This is a genomic window from Pelomonas sp. KK5, assembly GCF_001984095.1.
Lineage (GTDB): Bacteria > Pseudomonadota > Gammaproteobacteria > Burkholderiales > Burkholderiaceae_C > KK5.
On the sequence record NZ_LYVQ01000155.1, the window covers coordinates 1 to 15496 of the forward strand.

The 15496-nt window shown below is 68.3% G+C and carries 14 protein-coding genes and 1 pseudogene; 6 read left to right on the top strand and 9 right to left on the bottom strand.

What is annotated here, in order from left to right; genetic code table 11:
- Nucleotides 1-481, bottom strand: a 481-nt coding sequence (locus B0W88_RS21575; protein ID WP_158080910.1) for a UTP--glucose-1-phosphate uridylyltransferase, incomplete at its 3' end; no start/stop codon positions are given.
- Between the two features lie 126 nt (nt 482-607).
- Between B0W88_RS21575 and B0W88_RS21580 the strand changes: the two genes are divergently transcribed.
- Nucleotides 608-1585, top strand: a complete 978-nt coding sequence (locus B0W88_RS21580; RefSeq protein WP_077036692.1) for a D-isomer specific 2-hydroxyacid dehydrogenase family protein — start codon at nt 608-610, stop codon at nt 1583-1585.
- Here B0W88_RS21580 and B0W88_RS21585 read toward each other — a convergent pair.
- On the bottom strand, nt 1527-4361 hold the full coding sequence (locus B0W88_RS21585; protein ID WP_077036693.1) for a valine--tRNA ligase: 2835 nt from the start codon (nt 4359-4361) through the stop codon (nt 1527-1529). The two genes, B0W88_RS21580 and B0W88_RS21585, sit on opposite strands and share 59 nt — an antisense overlap.
- Nucleotides 4362-4456: 95 nt before the next feature.
- On the opposite strand from B0W88_RS21585, the gene B0W88_RS21590 reads away from it, so the two are divergent.
- From B0W88_RS21590 to B0W88_RS21605, 4 genes are all read left to right on the top strand, one after another.
- Entirely contained in the window at nt 4457-5587 is a 1131-nt protein-coding gene (locus B0W88_RS21590) for an aminotransferase class V-fold PLP-dependent enzyme (protein WP_077036694.1), read from the top strand.
- Between the two features lie 121 nt (nt 5588-5708).
- On the top strand, nt 5709-6137 hold the full coding sequence (locus B0W88_RS21595) for a Spy/CpxP family protein refolding chaperone (protein ID WP_077036695.1): 429 nt from the start codon (nt 5709-5711) through the stop codon (nt 6135-6137).
- A complete protein-coding gene (locus B0W88_RS21600; protein WP_077036696.1) occupies nt 6137-6823 on the top strand; it encodes a response regulator transcription factor in 687 nt (228 codons plus the stop codon). The genes B0W88_RS21595 and B0W88_RS21600 overlap by 1 nt, the downstream gene beginning before the upstream one ends.
- A complete protein-coding gene (locus tag B0W88_RS21605; protein WP_077036697.1) occupies nt 6820-7881 on the top strand; it encodes a cell wall metabolism sensor histidine kinase WalK in 1062 nt (353 codons plus the stop codon). The genes B0W88_RS21600 and B0W88_RS21605 overlap by 4 nt, the downstream gene beginning before the upstream one ends.
- Here the strand turns inward: B0W88_RS21605 and B0W88_RS21610 are convergent.
- Complete coding sequence (locus B0W88_RS21610) at nt 7874-8851, bottom strand: GMP reductase (RefSeq protein WP_077036698.1); 978 nt, start codon at nt 8849-8851, stop codon at nt 7874-7876. The genes B0W88_RS21605 and B0W88_RS21610 overlap by 8 nt on opposite strands.
- A 204-nt stretch (nt 8852-9055) precedes the next feature.
- Between B0W88_RS21610 and B0W88_RS21615 the strand changes: the two genes are divergently transcribed.
- Nucleotides 9056-10186: a beta-ketoacyl-ACP synthase III gene (locus B0W88_RS21615; protein WP_077036699.1), complete on the top strand. Its 1131-nt coding sequence runs from the start codon at nt 9056-9058 to the stop codon at nt 10184-10186.
- Nucleotides 10187-10201: 15 nt separating this feature from the next.
- On the opposite strand, the gene B0W88_RS21620 is transcribed toward B0W88_RS21615, so the two are convergent.
- The 6 genes and pseudogenes from B0W88_RS21620 to B0W88_RS21645 form a co-directional block, all read right to left on the bottom strand.
- Nucleotides 10202-11731, bottom strand: a complete 1530-nt coding sequence (locus tag B0W88_RS21620) for a methyl-accepting chemotaxis protein (protein ID WP_077036700.1) — start codon at nt 11729-11731, stop codon at nt 10202-10204.
- Between the two features lie 18 nt (nt 11732-11749).
- Nucleotides 11750-12517 carry a transporter gene (locus B0W88_RS21625; protein WP_233151797.1) on the bottom strand — a complete coding sequence of 256 codons (768 nt, stop codon included), beginning with the start codon at nt 12515-12517 and terminating at the stop codon, nt 11750-11752.
- A gap of 112 nt (nt 12518-12629) precedes the next feature.
- Nucleotides 12630-13394, bottom strand: coding sequence for a transporter (locus B0W88_RS21630; protein WP_077036701.1), 765 nt, complete (start codon nt 13392-13394; stop codon nt 12630-12632).
- 4 nt (nt 13395-13398) lie between these two features.
- Nucleotides 13399-14148 carry a metallophosphoesterase gene (locus tag B0W88_RS21635; RefSeq protein ID WP_077036702.1) on the bottom strand — a complete coding sequence of 250 codons (750 nt, stop codon included), beginning with the start codon at nt 14146-14148 and terminating at the stop codon, nt 13399-13401.
- A 17-nt stretch (nt 14149-14165) separates the two neighbouring features.
- Nucleotides 14166-14933, bottom strand: coding sequence for a transporter (locus B0W88_RS21640; protein WP_077036703.1), 768 nt, complete (start codon nt 14931-14933; stop codon nt 14166-14168).
- Between the two features lie 13 nt (nt 14934-14946).
- Nucleotides 14947-15496 (bottom strand): annotated as a pseudogene (locus tag B0W88_RS21645) (penicillin-binding protein); the annotation flags it as partial.

Below are 15496 nucleotides of genomic sequence, written 5' to 3' on the forward strand. Positions count from 1 at the left end.
GGATGGACACGCGCCACTCGTTGAACTGGTCCACCATCTGCTTGAGCACCGGCGGCTGGCCGACCATCAGGTCGTCCGCCAGCAGCACGGCGAAGGGCTCGTTGCCCACCAGGCGCTGGCCGCAGAGCACCGCGTGGCCGAGGCCTAACGCCTGGGCTTGACGGACATAGATACACTCCATGTCGTCCGGTTTCACGCTGCGCACCACTTCGAGCAACTCGGCCTTACCCGCTTGTTCGAGGGCTACCTCGAGCTCGAAGGTCATGTCAAAGTGGTCTTCGATCGGCCGCTTGTGGCGGCCGGTGACAAAAATCATTTCACGGACGCCGGCAGCATAGGCTTCCTCCACGGCGTACTGGATCAGGGGCTTGTCGACCACCGGCATCATTTCCTTCGGCTGCGCCTTCGTGGCCGGCAGGAAGCGCGTGCCGAGGCCGGCAACAGGGAAGATGGCTTTGGTGACTGCAGCAGGAACGACCATAAAAATAGACTCGGCAGTGGGAGTTGGCCGATTGTTGCATGCGCTTTGTGCAGTGCAACAGGGCTTGTGCCGGGACGCGGTGGCGTCCTACAACAGCTGTGGTGCGGCAAGCGGATCCTCGAAATCATGAGCCTTCTGATCGTCGAACCGCTCGAGGCGGACGTCATGCAGTGGCTGGCCGAGCGGCACCCGGTGGTATTCGCGCCGGAGCTGGCGCTGGAGCCGGCGCTGATGCGCGAGGCGCTGCACCAGACGCAGGCGCTGATCCTGCCGCCCAATGTCGCGGTGGACGTGCCCCTGCTGCGCGCCGCGCCGCGGCTGCGCGTTGTCGGCCGCATGAGCGGCGGCGGCGAGAACATCGATATGGAAGCCTGCCGCGCCGCGCGCGTGGAGGTGATCCGCAGCGCCACGGCCACCGCCAGCGCGGAGGCCGAGTTCGCCATCGGCGCGCTGCTGGCCATGCTGCGCCGCGTGCCGGTGCAGTCCAGCGACGGCCTGTGGGTGGGCCGCGAGCTGGGCTGCATCACCGTCGGCCTGATCGGCATGACGCCGGCGGCGCGGGCGCTTGGGCAACTGCTGCCGGCCTTCGGCACGCGGGTGATCGGCTACGACCCGAGCCTGCACCAGAGCGATCCGCTGTGGCAGCAGTGGGGCATCGAGCCGGTGGCGCTGCATGACCTGATGGAGCAGAGCGAGGGTGTCTGCGTCCAACTGGCCTACTTCCCGCGCTATCGCGGGCTGATCGGTGAGCGGGTGCTGGGCTTTGCGCGCCAGGGCCAGGTGCTGGTGAGCCTGGCGCATTCGGCGGTGTTCGACGAATACGCGCTGGCCGCGGCGCTGACCAGCGGCCGCGTGCTGGCCGCGTGGTTCGACAGCCTGGAGCCCGGGCAGCTCGAGCCCGACCGGCCGCTGGCCGGCGTCTCGGGCCTGCAGGTGACGCCGCGCCTGTCCGGCACGACGCGCGAATCGCGCACCCGCGCCGCCTGGGGCGTGGCTCGCCGGATCGACGAACTGCTCAACACGCCGCGCGAGGCGGCGGGCGAGTTCAGGCCGACGGCGCCAGCCGTGCTAGCTGATCCTTCAGGCGAGCCACGGTGGCGGTGAAGTCCGCCACCCGCTGACGCTCCTGGGCCACCACGGCCTCGGGCGCGCGGGCGACGAAGCTCTCGTTGCCCAGCTTGGCCTCGGCCTTGGTGATCTCGCCTGAGAGGCGGTCGATCTCCTTGCCCAGGCGCGCCGTCTCTGCCGCCACGTCGATCTCCACATGCAGCGCCAGGCGCGCGTCGCCATGCACCAGCACCGGCGCCGCGGCGCTGGCCTTGGCGAAGGCGGCCTCGTCGAGGATCTGCACGTCGCTCAGCTTGGCCAGCGTCTTCAGGATCGCCGCCGCCTCGGCCAGGAAGCCGGTATCGCCGCCCACCATCAGCGGCACCCGCTCGGCCGGGCTCAGGTTCATCTCGCCACGCAGGCTGCGGCAGACGCTAACGACCTGTTTCAGCTGACCGACCCAGGCGATCGCCTTCTCGTCGATCTTCTCCGGCGCGGCCACCGGGTAGGCGGCGGTGACCAGGTAGTCGCTGGTCTTGCGGCCGGCGATCGGGGCGACCGTCTGCCACAGCTCCTCGGTGATGAAGGGCGCGATCGGGTGCAGCAGGCGCAGGATGGTCTCCAGCGTGCGGATCAGCGTGCGGCGGGTGGCGCGCTGTTGCGCCTCGGTGCCGTTCTGGATCTGCACCTTGGCGATCTCCAGGTACCAGTCGCAATACTCGTCCCAGACGAAGGCGTAGATCGCGTTGGCGACGTTGTCCAGCCGGTAGTCCGCGAAGCCCTGGGCCACGGCCATCTCGACCTTCTGCAGCTCGCTGCTGATCCAGCGGTCGGCCGGGCTGAAGCTCATGTACCCGTGGAACTCGCCGCCGGGCTGGCACTGTTCCTTCGTGTGCTCGGCGAGGCCGCAGTCCTGGCCCTCGGTGTTCATCAGCACGAAGCGGGTGGCGTTCCAGAGCTTGTTGCAGAAGTTGCGGTAGCCCTCGCAGCGCTTGCTGTCGAAGTTGATGTTGCGGCCCAGCGTCGCCAGCGAGGCGAAGGTGAAGCGCAGCGCGTCGGCGCCGAAGCCGGGGATGCCGTCCGGGAACTCCTTCTCGGTGGCCTTGCGGACCTTGGGCGCGGTCTCGGGGCGGCGCAGGCCGGTGGTGCGCTTGTCCAGCAGCGGGGCCAGCTCGATGCCGTCGATCAGGTCGACCGGGTCGAGCACATTGCCTTCCGACTTGCTCATCTTCTGGCCCTGCGAGTCGCGCACCAGGCCGTGGATGTACACGTGCCTGAACGGCACCCGGCCGGTGAAGTGGGTCGTCATCATGATCATCCGGGCGACCCAGAAGAAGATGATGTCATAACCCGTGACCAGGACGGAGGAGGGCAGGAACAGGTCCTGCTCCAGCGTCTGCTCGGGCCAGCCCAGCGTGGAGAAGGGCACCAGCGCGGACGAGTACCAGGTGTCCAGCACGTCCTCTTCACGTGTCAGCTCGCCCAGGTAGCCGGCGGCCTTGGCCTTGGCGCGGGCTTCGTCTTCATCGCGGGCGACGAAGGTCTCGCCGTCCGTGCCATACCAGGCCGGGATCTGGTGGCCCCACCAGAGCTGGCGCGAGATGCACCAGTCCTGGATGTTGTTCATCCAGTGGTTGTAGGTATTCACCCATTGCTCGGGGAAGAACTTCACCGAGCCGTCCGCCACGACCTCGGTGGCCTTCTGCGCGATGCTCTTGCCGTCGGCGCCGGGCTTGGTGGTGGCGACGAACCATTGCGCCGTCAGCATCGGCTCGATCACCTGGCCGGTGCGCTCGCAGCGCGGCACCATCAGCTTGTGCTTCTTGACCTCGACCAGCAGGCCCTGGGCTTCCAGGTCGGCCACCACGCGCTTGCGCGCGACGAAGCGGTCCAGGCCGCGGTAGGCTTCCGGCGCCTCGTCGTTGATCTTCGCGTCCAGCGTCAGCACGCCGATGATCGGCAGCTTGTGGCGCTGGCCGACCGCATAGTCGTTCACATCGTGCGCCGGCGTGACCTTGACCACGCCGGTGCCGAACTCGCGGTCCACGTAGTCGTCGGCGATCACGGGGATGGTGCGGCCGGTCAGCGGCAGCATCACCTGCTGGCCGATCAGCTTGGCATAACGCTCATCCTCAGGGTGGACCATCACGGCCACGTCACCCAGCATCGTCTCGGGCCGCGTGGTGGCCACGACCAGTTCGCCCGAGCCGTCGGCCAGCGGATAACGGATGTGCCAGAGGAAGCCGTCTTCCTCCTCGCTGTTGACTTCCAGCTCCGACACGGCCGACTTCAGCACCGGATCCCAGTTGACCAGGCGCGTGCCGCGGTAGATCAGGCCCTCGTCGTAGAGGCGCACGAAGGTCTCGTTCACGACCTTGGACAGCTTCTCGTCCATCGTGAAGTACTCGTGCTCCCACGAGACGCTGTCGCCCATGCGGCGCATCTGGCGCGTGATCGTGTTGCCGGACTCCTGCTTCCATTCCCACACGCGGGCGACGAAGTTCTTGCGGCCCAGGTCATGGCGGGTCTGGCCCTTGTCCTGCAGCTGACGCTCCACGACGATCTGCGTGGCGATGCCGGCGTGGTCCGTGCCCGGCACCCACAGCGTGTTGTGGCCGCGCATCCGGTGATAGCGCGCCAGCGAGTCCATGATCGTCTGGTTGAACGCATGGCCCATGTGCAGCGTGCCGGTCACATTGGGCGGCGGCAGCTGGATGCTGAACGATTCCTTCGAGACGTCCAGCGTCGGCTTGTACAGGCCGAGGGACTCCCACAGCGGACCCCAATGGGCTTCCAGGGCGGCGGGTTCGAAGGACTTGGCGAGTTCGGTCATGCTGGGGCGAGGGCGGGGTTCTTCGGAGGGAGGCCGATTGTAGAGGGCCGCGCTACGATGGGCCCGACGCCAACAACACTACAGGAGACCGCCCCATGCCCAGCCTGCGCCCCGACGTTGACCCCGACGGCCTGCTCGAATACTCGGTCGTCTACACCGACCGCAGCCTCAACCACATGAGCAAGCGCTTCCAGCAGGTGATGTGCGACATCTCGGCCACGCTGAAGGAGGTCTACAAGGCCAAGGCCGTGGCCATCGTGCCGGGCAGCGGCAGCACCGGCATGGAGTCGGTGGCGCGCCAGTTCGTGCAGGGGCAGAAGGTGCTGATCGTGCGCAACGGCTGGTTCAGCTACCGCTGGACGCAGATCATCGAGGCCGGCCGCATGAGCACCGACATCAGCGTGCACAAGGCCCGCCGCGCGAAGGCCGGCGCGCAGGAGCCCTTCGCGGCGGCGCCGATCGAGGAAGTGGTCGCAGCCATCGAGCGCGAGAAGCCGCAGGTCGTGTTCTGCCCGCATGTGGAGACGGCGTCCGGCATGCTGCTGCCGGACGACTACCTGAAGGCGCTGTCGCAGGCGGTGCGCGCCGTCGGCGGCCTGCTGGTGCTGGATTGTGTGGCCTCCGGCGCGGCCTGGGTGGACATGCAGGCGGTCGGCATCGACGTGCTGGTCAGCGCGCCGCAGAAGGGCTGGAGCGGCACGCCCTGCGCGGGCCTGATCATGCTGGGCGAGCGTGCCGTCGAGAAGCTCGAATCGACCACCAGCGACAGCTTCAGCCTCGACCTGAAGAAGTGGCTCTCGATCATGCAGACCTACGAGGCCGGCGGCCACGCCTACCACGCGACGCTGCCGACCGACGGCCTGCTGTTCCTGCGCGATGCGATGAACGAGATGCGCGAGTTCGGCTTCGACAAGGGCCGCCAGGCGCAGTTCGAGCTGGGCGGGCGCGTGCGCGCGCTGCTGGCCGAACGGGGCATCCCGAGCGTGGCGGCGCCGGGTTTCGAGGCGCCGGGTGTCGTCGTCAGCTATACCGCCAAGGATGACTGGCACAAGGGCACGGCCTTCGCCGCCCAGGGCCTGCAGATTGCCGCCGGCGTGCCGCTGGCCTGCGACGAGGGGCCGGACTACAAGACCTTCCGCCTGGGCCTGTTCGGGCTCGACAAGCTCAAGGACGTGGACGGTGCCGTCGCGCGGCTGACGCAGGCGCTGGATCGGCTCGGCGGCTGACGAAACAAAACGAAAAGCGACGATACGGCGACGAGATGCTTCAAAGGGGTGAAGCCGGAATCATGGGAACCCATGGACAGGACGTTCCTGGCCATCAACCCATAACAGGAATCACCTCACCATGCGTTTCATGAACCCCTTTCGCCACTTTCGCGATCATCACCATTTCGGCCATCACTTCGGCGGCGGTCATCACCATCGCGGCCGCGGCGATGCCTCCGAGTTCCTCGAATTCATCGTGGCCCGCGCCAGTAGCAAGCTCGACCTGAACGAGAAGCAGCAGGAACTGCTGGCCGCGCTGCTGAAGGATCTGCAGGCCCAGCGTGCCGCGATGAAGTCCGGCCTGCCGGACTTCGCGAAGAACCTGCTGGCCGGCGAGACCTTCGACCGCGCCGCGGCCCAGCAGGCGCTCGATGCCCGCGTCGATGCGGTCCGCGCCGCCGGCCCCGGCGTGATCAACGCGGCCGGCGACTTCTTCGACAGCCTCGACGCCGAGCAGAAGCAGGCCCTGCGCTTCCTGCTGCGCACCCGCTCGCGCCGCTTCAGCTGATGTCCAGGCTGCTCCTGCTCGATGACGACGAGGCGCTGGGCCCGCCGCTGGCCCAGTACCTGAAGCGTTTCGACTTCGAGCTGGAGCAGGTCGTGCGGCCCAGCGAGGCGATGAAACGCCTCGCCGCCGAACGTTTCGACGCGCTGATCCTGGACGGCATGCTGCCCGAGATGGACGGCTTCGAGTTCTGCAAGCAGCTGCGCGCGAACGGCGAGCAGATGCCGGTGCTGATGCTGACGGCCCGCGGCGACCTGACCGACCGCGTCGTCGGGCTGGAACTGGGCGCCGACGACTATCTTGCCAAGCCCTTCGAGCCACGCGAGCTGGCGGCGCGGCTGCAGACCATCCTGAGGCGGACGCGCTTCGCGCCCGTGCCGCCGCCGGCCGGCCTGGATTTCGTGGGCCTGTCGATCGACCCGGTGCGTCGCGAAGTCCGTGCCAATAACGAGTTAGTCGAGCTGACCGGCACCGAATACGAGTTGCTGCTCATGCTCGCCCGCGAGCCGGGCCGCGTCTTCAGCCGCGACGAGATCCTCAACGCCATCCGCGGCCAGGAGGCCGAACTGTTCACCCGCGCCGTCGACATCCTGGTCAGCCGCATCCGCAAGAAGCTGGAGCCGATCGAAGCCGTCAAGACACTGCGCAACGCCGGTTACTGCTTCGCGCTCCCCGCCAGATCATCATGAGAAGCCGCCACCTCAAGCACGAGCTGACGCCCGAGGAACTGGCGGTGCTGAAGAAGCTGCACCACCGCCGCCAGCAGATGTGGCACCAGCACTGGAACCGCCGCGTGCGCCACGGCCATGCGCGCTTCAAGCACTCGCTGGCGGCGCGGTTGATCGCCACCTTCGCCGTGCTGGCCCTGCTCAGCAGCCTGATCGTCTGGGGCGCCGTCGACGGCCACTACGGCGCGCTGCTGGCGGTGCCGCTGCTGGTGCTGGTGCTGGGTGCTGCCTTCGCGGTCGTGGGCCGGATGATCTGGCCCTTGCGCGCGCTGGCCCGGGTCGCGCAGGCCTACGGCCGCGGGGACTTCGAGCACCGGGTACCGGTCTTCGCCAACGACGAGATCGGCGACCTGACCCAGCGCTTCAACCAGATGGCCACCGACATCCAGGCGATGCTGGACGGCAAGCGCGCGCTGCTGCTGGCGATCAGCCACGAACTGCGCTCGCCGCTGACCCGCGCCCGGCTGCATGCCGAGCTGATCGAGGAGGGCGATTCGCGCGACGCGCTGCTGAAGGACCTGGGCGAGATGCGGGTGCTGATCGACGCGCTGCTGGAAAGCGAGCGCCTGGGCGCCGGCCACAGCGCGCTGCAGCTGCAGGCGGTGGACCTGGCCGCCTTGGTGCGTTCGCAGGTGGACGTTGACGTCCTGGTCGAGCCGGGCTTGCCGCCGCTGATGCAGCTCGACTCGATGCGGATCCAGCTGCTGCTGCGCAACCTGGTCAGCAATGCCAAGCGCCATAACGATGCGGCCCGCGGCCCTGTGATCGTCTCGCTGCGGCGCGAGGGCCAGGTCGTGCTGCTTTCGGTCCGCGACCACGGCCCCGGCGTGCCGCCCGAGGCCCTGGAGCACCTGGGCGAACCCTTCTACCGGCCCGACGCGGCCCGCACCCGCAACGACGGCGGTGTGGGCCTCGGCCTCAACCTCTGCAAAATGATCGCGGCCGCGCATGGCGGCCGCTTGGAGATCAGGAACGCCACCCCGGGTCTCGAGGTGACGCTGAACTTGCCCGTTACATGAACAGGTGTTCGCCCGCGTTTTCCCCACCAAGAATCACGTAGTTGACCTTGCGCAGATCCGCCAGCGTCTTGCCGCCAGCATACGAAATCGAGCTCTGCACGTCTTCCTGCATCTCCCGCACCGTGTCGGCCAGCTTGCCCTTCACCGGCTCCAGGATGCGCTTGCCTTCAACGTGCTTGTACTCGCCCTTGTTGAAGTCCGAGGCCGAGCCGTAGTACTCCTTGTAGAGCTTGCCGTCGACCTCGACCGTCTTGCCCGGCGACTCCTCGTGGCCGGCGAACAGCGAGCCGATCATCACCATCGAGGCGCCGAAGCGCACGCTCTTGGCGATGTCGCCATGGTGGCGGATGCCGCCGTCGGCGACGATCGGCTTGGTCGCCACGCGGGCGCACCACTTCAGCGCCGAGAGCTGCCAGCCGCCGGTGCCGAAGCCGGTCTTGAGCCGGGTGATGCAGACCTTGCCCGGGCCGATGCCGACCTTGGTCGCGTCCGCGCCCCAGTTCTCGAGGTCGATCACTCCTTCGGGCGTGCCCACGTTGCCCGCGATCACGAAGGCGCTCGGCAGCTTGTTCTTGATGTGGGCAATCATGCGCTGCACGCTGTCCGCGTGGCCGTGCGCGATGTCGATCGTGATGTAGTCGGCGCCGACGCCTTCGGCCGCCAGGCGGTCGATGATCTTGTAGTCCGCCTCCTTGACGCCGGAGCTGATCGAGACGAACAGGCCCTTGGCGCGCATCTGCTTCGCATAGGCGACCGTGTCCAGGTCGAAGCGGTGCATCACGTAGAAGTAGCCGTTGGCGGCGAGCCATTCGGTGATCGACTCATCCAGCACCGTCTTCATGTTGGCCGGGACGACCGGCAGCTTGAAGCGGCGCGGGCCGAACTCGACGGAGGTGTCGCAGTCGGCGCGGCTCTCGACGCGGCATTTGCGCGGCAGCAAGAGGATGTTGTCGTAATCGAAGATTTCCATGGTCCAAGTCGCAAGTGTCGAGGGGCGTTGACGCAGTGCCCCCTCTGGGCTGCGAGCGCTTGACTTGGAATTCCGGCTGGTCCGCGAAGCCTTTCAGCGAGGAAAGGTGCGGCCATAAAAAACCGGACTCCAAAATTTGGGCCCGGTGACTGATTCTACGCGGCTTTGTCCTTATGTTGGTGCGAGCCTCGTTAAAATTGGTGCATGAACAAAGAAGACACCATCGTCATCAGCGGCACCGGCCTGTACCAACCTCCGCACATCATCACCAATGCGGAGCTTGTGGAGGCCTTCAACAAGTATGCAGACCTGCAGAACGAGAAGAACGCCGCCGCGATCGCCGAGGGTACGGCCGTCGCGCTGACGCACTCCAGCGTCGAGTTCATCGAGAAGGCCTCGGGCATCAAGCAGCGCTACGTCATCAACAAGGACGGCGTGCTGGACCCGGAGCGCATGTACCCGCACTTCGAGCCCCGCGCCGACGACCAGCTCTCGCTGATGGCCGAGATCGCCGTGGACGCCGCGAAGAAGGCGCTGGCCGCCGCCGGCAAGAAGCCCGAGGACGTCGATTTCGTCATCTGCTCCAGCGCCAATATGCAGCGCGCCTATCCGGCGATGGCGATCGAGATCCAGCAGGCTCTTGGAGCACAAGGCTACGGCTTCGACATGAACGTCGCCTGCTCGGCCGCCACCTTCGCGATGGAGCAGGCCGTCAATGCGCTGAAGGCCGGCACCGCGAAGTGCGTGCTGATGGTGAACCCCGAGATCACCTCGGCCCACCTGGCCTGGAAGGACCGCGACTGCCACTTCATCTTCGGAGACGTCTGCACGGCGATGGTGCTGGAGCGGGCCGAAACGGCGACGTCCGACGAGCAGTGGGAAGTGCTGGGCACCAAGCTGGCCACGCAGTTCTCCAACAACATCCGCAACAACTTCGGCTTCATGAACAAGGCCGAGGACAGCGATGCCGATGGCCGCGACAAGCTGTTCCGCCAGGAAGGCCGCAAGGTGTTCAAGGAGGTGGTGCCGATCGCCGCCGCCCACATCGAGAACCATCTCGGCACGCTGAACATCCAGCCCGCTGATGTTCGACGTTACTGGCTGCACCAGGCCAACCTGGGCATGAACCAGCTGGTGATCAAGAAGCTGGTGGGCGGGGAAGTCGGCCCCGAGCTGGCACCGCTGATCCTGGACACCTACGCCAATACCGCGTCGGCCGGTTCCATCATCGCTTTCCACGAACACCGCAGCGGCCTCAAGGCCGGTGACCTCGGCGTGATCTGCTCCTTCGGCGCCGGCTATTCGGTCGGCAGCATCATCGTCCGCAAGAAGTGAGGCCTTGAGCTGCCGTCACGACGACGGCAGCTTGAACTGAGCCACCACCGCCGCCAGCCGCGCGGCCTGGTCCTTCAGGCTCTCCGCGGCGGCGGCCGACTGCTCGACCAGCGCCGCGTTCTGCTGCGTCATCTTGTCGAGCTGGGTCACCGCCTCGCCGACCTGCACGATGCCCCGGCTCTGCTCCTGGCTGGCGGTGCTGATCTCGGCGATCAGCTGGTTGACCTTGTTGACCTCGCCCACCAGCCCCGCCATCTTCGAGCCCGCCGCATCGACCTGGCTGGAGCCGGCCTCGACCTTGGCGACACTGTCGCCGATCAGCGCCTTGATCTCCTTGGCGGCTTGGGCACTGCGCTGGGCCAGCGTGCGCACCTCGCCGGCGACGACCGCGAAGCCGCGACCCTGCTCGCCGGCGCGCGCCGCTTCCACGGCGGCATTCAGTGCCAGGATATTCGTCTGGAAGGCAATGCCGTCGATCGTGCCGGTGATGTCGGCGATGCGCGTGGCGCTGGCCGAGATGTCGGCCATCGTCTGCACCACCTGCTGCACCGCTGCGCCGCCGTCGCCGGCCACCCGGGCGGCATGGCCCGCCAGTTCGGAGGCGCGCCGGGCGGTGTCGGCGTTGTTGCGCACGGTGGCGGTCAGTTCTTCCATCGAGGCCGCGGTCTGCTCCAGGCTGCTGGCCTGTTCCTCGGTACGCTGGCTCAGGTCCAGGCTGCCGGTGGCGATCTCGGCCGAGCCGTCGGCGATCGCGTCCGCGCTCTGGCGGACCTGGCCGACGATGCTGCCCAGGTCGCTGTTCATCCGGCCCAGCGCGCTCAGCAGCTGGCCGGTCTCGTCGGCACCGCCGGCCTCGATGCGCCGGCTCAGGTCGCCGGCTGCCACGTCCTCGGTCACTTCCACCGCGCGTGACAGTGGCCGCGTGATGCCGCGCCCGACGACGCTGTTGATCGTCAGCAGAATCGCCGCCGCCAGCAGCGCGGCGGCGATCAGCATGGTCCGTGCGCGGCTCTCGGTCTTCGCGCCCTCGGCCTGCACGGCCTGCGCTCGCTGCTCGATCAGCTCGCTCATTGCCGCCATCCCGGTCTCCAGCGCCTTGAAGGCGGCGTCGAAGGCCGGCATCCTGGCCTGGGCCGCGGGAAGGTCGCTGAAGGCCAGGCGCACCGTGTCGCCGGCGCTCGTGATGTAGGCGTTCAGCGGCGCCTCGGCCTTGGCGATGCTGGCGCGGATCTCCTCGCTGAGCGGCAGTGCCTTCAGCGCGTCCACCTGCTCGCGGAAGGCCTTGACGTGCTCGTCGAGCTCCTTGCGGATCTGCGCGGGGTCGTCCTTGTTCGCTGCGGCCAGCAGGGCGCGCAGCACGTCGCCGCGCAGCGCGTCGTGCATCTGGTCGGCCGCCATCTGCGCCTTCAGCGCCGAGCCGGACTGGGTCAGCGCGGCATTGGTCGTGGCCAGGCTGTTGACCGCCGCATAGCCGACAAAGCCCACCGCCAGCACGAAGCCCAGCCCCAGCAGGCTCAGTGCCAGCATTCTTTGCTTGATGGTCATGGTGCTCTCGGTCCTTGTTCAGAACTTCATCGACAGGCCGACGGTCCAGCCGAGGTCGGGGCTGGTCCGGTTGAGGCCGAAGAACAGCGCGCTGTCGAGCTGCACGCTGTCCGAGACCAGGTAGGTCACTCCGGTGTCGAAGGTGAGCAGCTTGCCGCCGTTCCTCGCCGAGGCAATCTGCTGGCCCGCCAGCTCGACGAAGCCATGCACCTGCTCGCCGAACTGCCTGCCCAGGGTGACGGCCATGATGCCGCCGGTGTAGCGCCGGCCGTCCTCGTTCCGGTCGCGGTAGAGGCCCGGCATCAGGCCGAGGTTGTAGCCGTCCGGCAGGTCCCATTCGATGCTCATCCGCAGCGACGGTCGCGTGCCCTGGCCGCGGAAAGGGCCGGACCCGGTAGCGAGATCCGCGTGCAGCAGCCAGGCCAGCGAGGGCCTCGTGCCTTCGCCGTCCTGGATGTGCCACTTGGTGCCGATCGAGATGTCCGACCAGCCGCTGCTGCGCATGCCGCCGGCGCTGACGCGGCTGCGGCCGTCCGTCTCGAGCCGCAGTTCCACCGTGTCACTGAGGCCGAATCTCAGCAGCGTCGGCGTGGACAGGCCGCGCACGCGGATGCCGTCCACCTTGTCGCGCTCGCCGGCCACGCTGGTCTCCAGCTGCCAGCGTCCGCGGCCGACCACGTCGCTGGATTCGACGAAGTCCGGCCGGTCGGTGACGATGCCTTCCTCGGCCTGCGCCGGCGCGCTGAACGCCAGCGGCAGGGACAGCAGGCCCAAGCTCCGGATCAAGGCCCGGACCGACGCATTGCCCATGGTGAGACAGCCCTTCCTCCGTGGTCAGGGCTGCGATATTAGCGATCCCGCGGGGGGCCTAACGCCGAGATTCAGCGTAACTCTATGTTCACCAGCGAAGCGAGAGGCCGGCGGTCCACTGCCAGTCGGGCGTGTCCTTGTTGAGCCCGCGGAACACCGCGGCATCCACCTGCACGTCCTTGTTCAGGCGGTAGGTGATGCCGGTATCCAGCGTCACCTGCTGGCCGCCGTTGCGGGCCGAGGCCAGGCGCTGGCCGGCCACTTCGAGAAAGGCGTTGGCGTCGTCCGACAGCGCCTTGCCGATGCTGGCTGCCAGCACGCCGCCGGTGTAGCGCCGGCCTTCGTCGTTGCGGTCCTGGTAGATGCCGGGCATCACGCTGAGGTCGTAGCCGCCGCCCAGGTCCCAGTGCAGGGCCAGGTCGATCTCGGGCCGCGTGCCCTGGCCGCGGAAGGCGCCGGAGCCGGTGTCGAAGCTCAGGTGACCCAGCAGGCCGATACCAGGCATCGTCCCTCCACCATCGGCGAGGTGCCACTTGAATCCGATGCCCACATCGTTCCACCCCTTGGTGGTGATCCCGTCCTGGCGCACGCGCTGGTAGCCGCCGCTGTCCAGGCGCAGTTCCAGCGCCTCGCTCAGGCCGATGCGCAGCAGCCAGGGCAGGGCCAGGCCGTGGGCGCCATCGTCACTGGCGCCGGACAGGCCCGTCTCGATCTGCACGGTGCCGCGGCCGACCACGTCGGGGCTGTTGGCGATATTGGGCCGGTCGGGCGAGATGCCGTCGTCGTCGGCCCACGCGGCGGTGGCGAGGGCGGCGCCGAGCGCCAGGGCGGTGAGGGTGCGAAGCAGTAGCATGGCGTCAGTTCATCCTTCCGGTGGCCAGGGCATGGGCCCAATCGGGCCGGGCGTGCGCCATCGCCAGGCTGGCCATGGCGGCATGATCGTAGGGCACGGCGATCAGCGCGGCCGTCCAGCGTCCCGGCGCGATTCGTTCGACCAGCGCGTAGCGCGCCTCCGGCGAGCCGGTGGCCACGACGTGGGCATGAGGATGGTCGTCGTCGTAGGCCTGCAGGCCGACGCTGCCGGGGTTGACGATCAGCGGCCCGCCCTCGCCGGCGCGCACGATGCGCGGCAGGTGGCTGTGGCCGCACAGCACGACCTCGGCGCGGGCGCCGGCCAGGCGTTGGTCGATCTCGTCGGCGCGGGCCAGGCGGAACTCGCCGGGCTCCACCGTCTCCAGCAGGTACTCCAGGTCGCTGCGGGGGCTGCCGTGGCACAGCAGCACCTCGGGCGCCAGCTGCAGGCGCGGGCCCAGCGTGGCCATCCAGGCGAACTCGGCCGGCGTCAGCTGGGCGTGGGCGTATTCGTCGGCGTCGCTGCGCTGGCCGGGGCCGTGGGTCAGCAACTGGCGCTCGTGGTTGCCGGCGAGCTGCACCCAGTCGCGCTGTGCCATCAGGAAGCGCGCGGTCTCCAGCGGCAGCAGCGGGCCGGAGAGGCTGTCGCCGAGGTTGACGATGCGGTCCACCGGGCCGCGTCGCGCGATGTCGGCGCAGACGGCCTCCAGCGCCGGCAGGTTGCCGTGGATGTCGGAGACGATGGCCAGGCGCATGATCGTCGTGTTCCTTGTCAGAAACGGACCGAGAGGCCCAGCGCCACCGTGCGGTCCGGCGCCCTGCGGTTGAGGCCGAAGTCAATGCCGAAGTCCAGCTGCACGTCGTCGGTGACCACCCAGGCGAGGGCCGGATCGAAGGTGTAGACATTGCCGCCGTTGCGGCCCGAGGCGATGCGCCGGACTCCCAGCTCGGTGGTGAGGCTCAGCGTCGGCGTCAGCTGCTTGGACAGGGCCAGCGCCAGCAGGCCGCTGGCGAAGCGGCGCTCCTCATTGCGGTCCCAGACGATGCCGGGCATCACGCCCAGCGACCAGCCGCCGTCGAACTCCCATTCGGACACCATGCGCAGCGAGGGCCGCAGGCCCTGGCCGCGGAAGGCGGGCGAGCCGGTGTCGGCATCCACATGGAAGAGCAGGGCGATGCTGGGCCGGCCCTCGTCTTCCTCGCCGTCCTGCAAATGCCATTTGAGGCCCAGCGAGGGATCGGAGGCGCCGCTGACGACCTGGCCGGTGGATGTATCGCGCTGGCGCATCAGGCCGTCGGTTTCCAGGCGCAGCTCCCAGCTGTCGTTCAGGCCCAGGCGCAGCAGCGTCGGCGTGCTGCGGGTGCGCGTGGCCTCGCGCCTGTCGCGCTCGAAGGCGATGCTGGTCTCGATCTGGAAACGCCCGCGGCCGACCACCTCGGGCGATTCGGAGAAGTCCGGCCGGTCGGTGGTCAGTGGCTGCTGGGCCTGCGCCGTGCTTGCAGCCAGACAGAGGAGCAGGGCGGGCAGCGGGCGATTCATCGGTCAGTGCTCCTCAGTTCGGGGATGGCGTCGCGGGCAGCAGCGCGCCCGAGGGATCGTTGACCGGCGCGCTCGCCGCCGGGTCGACCGCATCGAGGCCAACGGTGCGTATGCCCGCATCACCTGCATACTCGTCGAAGGCCCAGTCGCCGTGGGCCTGCACCACGCCCTCGGTGGGCTGGATCTCCGCCACCGGCCGGCCTTTCAGCGCCAGCTTCATGTACTCGATCCACACCGGCAGCGAGAGCCCGCCGCCGGTCTCGCGCGCGCCCAGGCCGCGCGGCTGGTCGTAGCCGATCCAGACCACCGCGGCCAGCGAGGGCTGGAAGCCGGCGAACCAGTTGTCCACCGACTCGTTGGTGGTGCCGGTCTTGCCGTAGAGGTCGGGCCGGCCCAGCGAGGCCTGGGCGGCGGCGGCGGTGCCGCTGCGCGTGACCTCCTGCAGCAGGCTGGCCATCACGAAGGCATTGCGCTCGGGGATGGCGCGGTCCTCGTCGCCGTGCGTGGCGGCCGGCGCCTCGAACAGCACGGCGCCGCGGGCGTCGACGATCTTGGTGATCACC

What these genes read in the sequence shown, in the direction of transcription:
- B0W88_RS21640 (WP_077036703.1), bottom strand. Translation starts at nt 14,933, where the DNA reads ATGAATCGCCCGCTGCCCGCCCTGCTCCTCTGTCTGGCTGCAAGCACG.
- B0W88_RS21605 (WP_077036697.1), top strand. Translation starts at nt 6,820, where the DNA reads ATGAGAAGCCGCCACCTCAAGCACGAGCTGACGCCCGAGGAACTGGCG.
- B0W88_RS21630 (WP_077036701.1), bottom strand. Translation starts at nt 13,394, where the DNA reads ATGCTACTGCTTCGCACCCTCACCGCCCTGGCGCTCGGCGCCGCCCTC.
- B0W88_RS21585 (WP_077036693.1), bottom strand. Translation starts at nt 4,361, where the DNA reads ATGACCGAACTCGCCAAGTCCTTCGAACCCGCCGCCCTGGAAGCCCAT.
- B0W88_RS21590 (WP_077036694.1), top strand. Translation starts at nt 4,457, where the DNA reads ATGCCCAGCCTGCGCCCCGACGTTGACCCCGACGGCCTGCTCGAATAC.
- B0W88_RS21595 (WP_077036695.1), top strand. Translation starts at nt 5,709, where the DNA reads ATGCGTTTCATGAACCCCTTTCGCCACTTTCGCGATCATCACCATTTC.
- B0W88_RS21635 (WP_077036702.1), bottom strand. Translation starts at nt 14,148, where the DNA reads ATGCGCCTGGCCATCGTCTCCGACATCCACGGCAACCTGCCGGCGCTG.
- B0W88_RS21615 (WP_077036699.1), top strand. Translation starts at nt 9,056, where the DNA reads ATGAACAAAGAAGACACCATCGTCATCAGCGGCACCGGCCTGTACCAA.
- B0W88_RS21620 (WP_077036700.1), bottom strand. Translation starts at nt 11,731, where the DNA reads ATGACCATCAAGCAAAGAATGCTGGCACTGAGCCTGCTGGGGCTGGGC.
- B0W88_RS21600 (WP_077036696.1), top strand. Translation starts at nt 6,137, where the DNA reads ATGTCCAGGCTGCTCCTGCTCGATGACGACGAGGCGCTGGGCCCGCCG.
- B0W88_RS21610 (WP_077036698.1), bottom strand. Translation starts at nt 8,851, where the DNA reads ATGGAAATCTTCGATTACGACAACATCCTCTTGCTGCCGCGCAAATGC.
- B0W88_RS21580 (WP_077036692.1), top strand. Translation starts at nt 608, where the DNA reads ATGAGCCTTCTGATCGTCGAACCGCTCGAGGCGGACGTCATGCAGTGG.